Raw genomic sequence first — 6711 nt, forward strand, 5'->3', positions numbered from 1 at the left:
GCGCGGCGACCGTGTTGTCCTGGCCGGGACACCACACCAAAGAGCGCGGGTCACCCGGTCGGCCATACGCCCTTCTCCTCGGGCCCCGGCTCCGGCTCCAACTCCGGTTCCGCCTCTGGGTCTGGGCAACTTGCTGCCCGCCGCGCTCAGGGTTCGTCGCGTGTTCCTGCCGACAGGACGATGATCTGATCGTCCTTGGTGTAGCTGACGCGTGCCGCCTTGTCGGGGTTGATCAGTACCCCGTAGTCGGGCGGGAGTTGGGCACGGCCGTGGATCCGGTGGCCGATGGCGATCTCACCGCACCGGGAGGCCGCGGTGGTCACCGTGTAGAAGTCGGTGTCCACCCCGGTCCGTACATAGCCGGCCATGGGGCGCAGGCTGATCTGGACGCCCTGCGGTCCGAACAGCTCGTCGAAGATCTGGCCCAGATGAGGGTTCTCGGAGAGCTGTGCAAGGCACAGGCTCACCAGCTCGCTGCTCACGATGAAATCGTCCGCCTTCGCCGCCCGGGCCAGGGCGCGGTTGCGGTCGTCGGCGATCTCCGTGACGAGGGAGAAATCGTGGGAGTGCCGAGCTGCCAGATCGCGTAGCTTCAGCAAGGTGGTGAGAGTGCGGGCATCCGAGTCGCGCGGGTCCCGTTCATTCGGGCAGATGACCATGACGTGGTCGTAGGCACCCAGGTCGACGGACTCCAGCACCTCACGACGGGTGGTGTCGGCTTGGCGGAAGGACACCTCCGGGACACCCTCGCCAGCGCCTGTGAGCACTCTCTCGGCGCCGGTGAGGTCTGTGTCGGCGATCACGTCCACCCGGGACCCGGCAGGAAGTTGCGCCTGGAGCTGGCGGACGATGTGAGGCGCGTGTCGACTCCAGCCGATCATCAGAACCGGGCGGCCCGGCCGCGCGAGAACACCGGGTGGTGAGATCGCCGTCTCGTCGACGACCGGCACCGTTTCGGACAGCAGCACTGTGCCGTCGTCCTCGCTGATGGCGACGATCTGGTCCTGTGCGCGGAGCACCGTGTCGTGGGGAGGGTTGAGCCGTACGCGGCCGGACGCGTCCATCAACCCGATCACGCACGAGGCCCCGTAGGCCATCAGTGCCTCACCGAAGGTCCGTCCGACCAGCTCGGGCTGCGGCTGCATGTAGATCTCATCGCCTTCGAAGTCCAACAGGTCGGTATAGACCGCGGACAGCCCGCATTGAAGGCCCATCTGCACCATCAACCGGGAGATGAACCCCTGAGCGCTGATGACATGACAGGTGGCACCGCCGGCCAGTCGCGCCACGGACAGGTTCTGCGCGTCCTGGACGCTGGCCACGATCACCGGAGCGCTCTGCCCATTCCGCCCCCGGCCCCGCGGAGTCCGGCTGCTCCCCACGGCCAGCAGTGACTTGACGACCGCGATGTCAGGATCGTCGCCTTCCGGCGGGATCACGATGATCGAGCGTGCGCTCGACGGATTGACGATCGCGATGTCGACCGGGTCGGTGGGGTCACCGCTGCGGCACACAACCCTGGTGGTGGCGGTATTTCCCACCCGTTCCCGGATCGCGGCTTCCATCTCCGGACGGTCCTTCTCCGCGAGGATGGTCACGCACGCACGGCGCTGGTTGCGATTGGCCTCCACCAGCTCGGAGAGCACGGTATAGACGTGCGGAGACCAGCCCAGCACGACCGTGTGCCCGCTCTCGACCACGACCGAACGGCCTCGGCGCAAGCGGGCCAGCTGGTTCTGGAGCCCCGCGCTGATCACCGGAATCAGCGTGCTCATCAGGAAGATGCCGCCGAAAGCCATCAGCACCGCAGCGGCCAGGAACGGAGTCGACCCCCTGTCCCTGGCGACCACCGCTGGGCTGATGACCCGCAGGAAACCGGACCACAGCCACGACTTGCCACCCTCCGAAGGCGCCTCCGCGGGAGCGAGCAACAGCAACAGCGCCCCGTTGAACAACACGAGTACACAGCAGGCAACAGCCAGTACGCCGATGAGTGCCGGCGTCCCGCGCGCCATGACATTGTCGAACCTGTACCGCAACCGCTGAAGCAACATCGCCCCCTGACCTCGGCCCCGGCCCGCGTCCCTTCCGCCACCCGAGCTCAGTCCAGCTTGCTCCCCACTCCGAGGGTTGATCATTCGGCGTGGGCACGATCGCCCGGTCAGACCACTTCGTTCATCCATCCGCCCCACGCCGACCACCGAGAGGCCGAGCGCGTGGCGCCCTGTGGGAGTGGCAGTGGCGGAAGGGCGCGCCGGGCGGCAGGCGTCAGGGCGCTGCTCGCGGGGCTCGCGGTGGGGTCCGCCGCGCCGATCAGGTAAGACCCGCACGAGACCATGAGGGTGATTATCACACCGCAACGGACACGGAAGGCGCGTTCCGTTCCATGTGAAATGTGGTCCTCGTCGAGCATGGCGGCATGCGTATCCGCTGGAAGAAGGGGTTCATGTGGCTTTTCCACGTAGCCGCACTGCTGATTCTGGCCTGCGCTGTCATGGTGCCCGGTGGAGGGCACGCAAAGGCCGACGGTGCGGGCAACGGTGGCCTGGCACTGCAAGTGACCGTCAACTCCCGGACCGGCGCCGGGGCACTCAATCCCGGCATCCGGGTCGGTGACCCCGTGCACAAGGTCTACCGCCTGATCAACCGCACGGGAGCCGACCTGTTGAACGTGCGGGTGACCGACCCCGCCCTCCCCCGGGGCGTGGCCGTCAACTGCGGAGGACGCGGCACCGTGGCGATGCTGCGTGGTCTCAGCTCGGCCACGTGCGCGGCCGAGACACCGGCCAGGCCGGGCGTCCAGGCTGCGGACGTCACCGCCGTCGGCGATGTCCGCGCCTCGAACACGGAGTCCCGGGCCCGCGCACGGGCGGGGTACCGGGGGGTCGGAGGAGCCCTGGCCCTCGTCCAGACGGTCGAGGTGGCCCCGCAACAGGGCGTCCTCCACTACACCGTCACGAACCGGGGGGACCTGACCGTTCACCAGGTCCGCGTAAGCGACGCGCTGCCGGAGGCGAAGGTCATCGACTGCGGGGCCGGCCACCCGGTGGTGCCGCAGATCGCTCCCGGGCGCTCCGCGTCATGCCGGTCCATCGCTCATGCGGCACCGGGCACCTATGAGAGCAGGGGCTTCGCCGAAGGCAACGACCTCACCCGAACGCTAGGACGTACCGGCGCGTTGGTCCCTCCCCCGCGCCTCACGGCGCACTCCTCGGTGCGGTTCACCCTGCAGGCCGCACCTGTTCGGCCTCCGCCTCCCCCTCCCCCTGCGCGCGGAGCCCGGGTCGGGCAGCGGACCGCTCCTCCTCCCCCTGGCGCGCGGCCTGCCCCCGTGGCGCCCGCGCCCGGCCCGCTCCCCATTCGCCCGGAGGCCCGGCTCGCGCCGCCGCGTCTCCTCATCGCGCCCCCGGGGATCCCGCTCACCCCGCCAGGCCTCTTCCTCGCCCCACCAGGGACCCCGCCTGCGCCACGAGATCCCTTCCCCGCACCCCCAGGGGCGGCCCCGCTCGCGCCACCGGGCCTCTTCCCAGCGGCCCCGGAGGCCCCGGAGGCCCCGGCGGCCCCGGAAGCCCCCCTCGCCCCACCGGCTCTCCCGCGACCTCCAGCCACGGCAGTCCGGCCGCCCCTCCTGGAAGCGGTGGTCCCGCCGCCGCTCCTGGACCCGGATACCTCCATCGTGACACCGGTGCGTCCCCCACAAGCCGTCCAAGATGTGGAGCTCCTGGACCGCCTCTATCGTCCAGGACACGGGCCCACCGGGACCGGCCTGGTGGCCATCCTGTTTCTCGTGGTGTTTCCGGCGGTCCTGGCAGCCGTCCTGCTCCGCTCGCGTCCGAAGTGACGTACGGACACCCCGGTAGCCGCACCGTACGCAGAAGGAGCACTCATGACCGAAACGATCGCGCTGGTCCTGGGTGTGTCCATGCTCGCGGCCGCGGGCGTGCTCCTGCGCCACCGCTACTGGCCGAACACCGACGCCGAACCGCGGGAGGACGTGGCCGAGTACATCGCGATGATGGTCGGCGTCCTGTACGCGTTGCTGCTGGGGCTGTCGCTGGTGTCTGTCTGGGAGGGCAGGTCCAGCGCGGAGGAGCACGTCCAGAACGAGGCGAACGCGGCCCACGAGATCTACCAGCTCGCCGACGGCCTGCCCGGGGCCGATGCGGTGCACCTGCGCGAGAGCGTGACGCAGTATGTACACCACGCGGTGCGCACCGAGCTCCCGGCCATGGCGACAGGAGAACCTCCGGGGCAGGAAGGCTGGCGCCTGCTTCAGGACGTGCGCGCTGCGAACCGGGTGCCCGGTGACGCGCAAGCAATGGAGCAGGTCACCATGCGAGAAGTGGTCACCCAGCTCTGGGTGATGGGGGACGCGCGCCGGGGCCGGGAGGCGGACGCACGTAACGGCCTGTCACCGGTCCTGTGGTTCGGCCTGCTGGGCGGCGGGTTGCTCACCATCGCCTTCATGTTCATGTTCGGCATTCAGCGCAGCGTCACCCATGTCGTCATGGTGATGGGTCTCACCGGCCTGATCACCCTGACTGTGCTGCTCATCTACCAGCTGGACCAGCCGTTCACCGGCCCCATGGCAGTCGACTCCTCATCTTTCAACCGGTACTTCCCCAGCGCGTAGCCGATGCCTCCGGCCGGCCTCAGGACCGAAACAGCCCACCCACCTGAACGGTCCACCCCGCGATACCGAACGGCCCAGCAGCCGCTGACCTTCGGCTCGGCTGCCACGACTCAAGAGCCATTCGAGTGACACCGCTCGCATCGCTTCGGCCACCGCCGGGCGGCGGTGAGCCGGTGTGACGGGTCCCGCGGCAGAATGTCCCCTCAGGGCGCCGCCTCGGCCTGAATGGGGAGCTGTGAGCCGATGTTCCTGCCTTTGGTCAGGAGCCAGATCATCAGGATGAGTTCGCCTACGCCCGTGAACACGGCCGCCTCGGCCGAGTACCCGGAGGAGAGGAAGGCGCCGAGGCTGTCCACGAGATAGCCGAGCCCCGCGAGGGCCACCAGAAGGCCCAGCACCCGGGGGACGTAGCCCGACCTGAAGGCGAGAAATCCCAGCAGCAGCAGGTGGACGCCGAAGAAGATGAGCCCGGCGTCCCAGATGTCGTGGAAGGCATCGATGCGCATGAGTGCTTCGGTGTTCAGTTGGTCCGCACGGTACGCCCCCAGGGGCCCGGCGTCCTTGGCCGGGGGCAGCGCCCCGATGAGTTGGGTGACGGCGACGAGGAGCACGGCGGCGTAGGCGAGCCTGAACCAGGCCGCGAGCGTCGCGATGTCTTTGTGCGCCGGTTGGAAGAAGACCCGCAGTGCCCAGGCCACCACCACGTCCAGGACAGCGACCAGGAGCAGGGCGACGGCGCCGAGGCGGAACAGCATCTCGGAGGCGCGGATGTCCTGGGCGGTTCGTGCCGCGTCGCCCTCGGTGACAAGGTTCTCCAGCACGCCGAAATTGGCGAATACCGCCAACGGGGCCATGGCCAGGATGCCCGTTCCCGCGACCAGAGCGGCGTCGCGGACCGCCCCCGAGGTCCCGTTGGGCGAGGTCATCCGCGGGCTCCCTCGGGCGTCGGCCGCTCCTCACGACCGGCCGTGCCGGGTCTCGGCACGACGAGGCGGAACCCCTTGAAGATCAGCAGCAGCGGGAGCACCGCTTCGAACAAGCCACCAGGAACGAGGAAGGCCATCGCGGCACCGGAGTTGATGTCCACGAGCCCCAGCAGGTCGCTCGCCGCTCCCGCCAGCAGCACGGCGTAACCCACGAGTCCGAGTACCGCAAGCCACCGGGCGACCAGCCCGGAACGCAGCAGGAGGCAGGACAGGACCAGACCGCCGGCCCCGGAGACCACGTAGACCAGCGGCTCGTAATCCGACAACTCCTTCTCACTCACGAGGAAATAGCAGCCGAACGCAATGATGGCAGCGCATTCCGCGCACCTGAGAGCCAGATACCCGGCCGAGAGGCGCCGTCCGTGCGGCTGCAGCACGGGCAACAGCGCGACGCCGATCCCGGCGACCGCAAGACCCGTGCAACTCTCCAGCAGCACGCCCGCGAGGAGCCTGCCCTCTCCGGAGTCCGTGCCGGAGAAGTAGTCCTCAAGGAGCGAGCTGCCGACGGCGAAGGTGAGCGTCGAGGAGAGGAACAACAACCCCACCAGCACAGCGGTCTTCCTGTACGGCACGCTTTCGCCCCTTCCGCACGCAGCCCACCCGGGGGCCTGGAACATGAGCCGTGCTGCGTCCAGGCCACGAGTCGGCGACCGCGAAGCCATCAAGCGACGGCCCGCTACCCGAGGAGTGTGCTTCTGGCCCCCAACTATCCTCTCCTCGCGGGCATATGCGTCGCCCGCGCGGGAGGAATCATCCCGGGCCTGCCCCCGGTATCGGTCCCGCACTCCGGAGCTGCGGTCATTTTCACCATAGTCACAGGTCAGAGGCCATGGCGAGCACATAGTGGAGTCTGAATACCGAGCGCCTGTCGCGCCACCACCACCCGGCCGCCCTCCGGAGCGCCACAGCCACCCACCAGAACAGCGATCCTTCGGTGGGATGCCCAAGCTCTCTCGGTGCCGCGGAGCCCTGGTGATGCCGGCGCGCTCGTGGAGTACTAGGGGGCGTCTTCAAAGATCGTCTTGTGTGATGGATCATGTTTGCCGTGGTGCGCCGTCATGAACTCTCCGATGATGAATGGGCCGTGCTGTC

At 68.8% G+C, this 6711-nt stretch carries 5 protein-coding genes; 2 read left to right on the top strand and 3 right to left on the bottom strand.

From position 1 onward, the window contains the following. Window positions 1-146: 146 nt before the first annotated feature. A complete protein-coding gene (locus AC07DI_RS36075; protein ID WP_478909048.1) occupies window positions 147-2015 on the bottom strand; it encodes a CASTOR/POLLUX-related putative ion channel in 1869 nt (622 codons plus the stop codon). Window positions 2016-2419: 404 nt separating this feature from the next. On the opposite strand from AC07DI_RS36075, the gene AC07DI_RS36080 reads away from it, so the two are divergent. Both AC07DI_RS36080 and AC07DI_RS36085 read left to right on the top strand, forming a co-directional pair. Continuing rightward, entirely contained in the window at window positions 2420-3841 is a 1422-nt protein-coding gene (locus tag AC07DI_RS36080) for a hypothetical protein (protein ID WP_478909049.1), read from the top strand. A 45-nt stretch (window positions 3842-3886) separates the two neighbouring features. Next, on the top strand, window positions 3887-4633 hold the full coding sequence (locus AC07DI_RS36085; RefSeq protein WP_384259447.1) for a bestrophin-like domain: 747 nt from the start codon (window positions 3887-3889) through the stop codon (window positions 4631-4633). Between the two features lie 203 nt (window positions 4634-4836). Here AC07DI_RS36085 and AC07DI_RS36090 read toward each other — a convergent pair whose 3' ends face one another. Together AC07DI_RS36090 and AC07DI_RS36095 are read right to left on the bottom strand one after the other, a co-directional pair. Beyond that, complete coding sequence (locus AC07DI_RS36090; protein ID WP_478909050.1) at window positions 4837-5559, bottom strand: DUF4386 domain-containing protein; 723 nt, start codon at window positions 5557-5559, stop codon at window positions 4837-4839. Continuing rightward, window positions 5556-6191 carry a DUF4386 domain-containing protein gene (locus tag AC07DI_RS36095; RefSeq protein WP_478909052.1) on the bottom strand — a complete coding sequence of 212 codons (636 nt, stop codon included), beginning with the start codon at window positions 6189-6191 and terminating at the stop codon, window positions 5556-5558. The genes AC07DI_RS36090 and AC07DI_RS36095 overlap by 4 nt, the downstream gene beginning before the upstream one ends. Window positions 6192-6711: the final 520 nt, after the last annotated feature.

This window comes from Streptomyces sp. NPDC044106 (assembly GCF_056433985.1).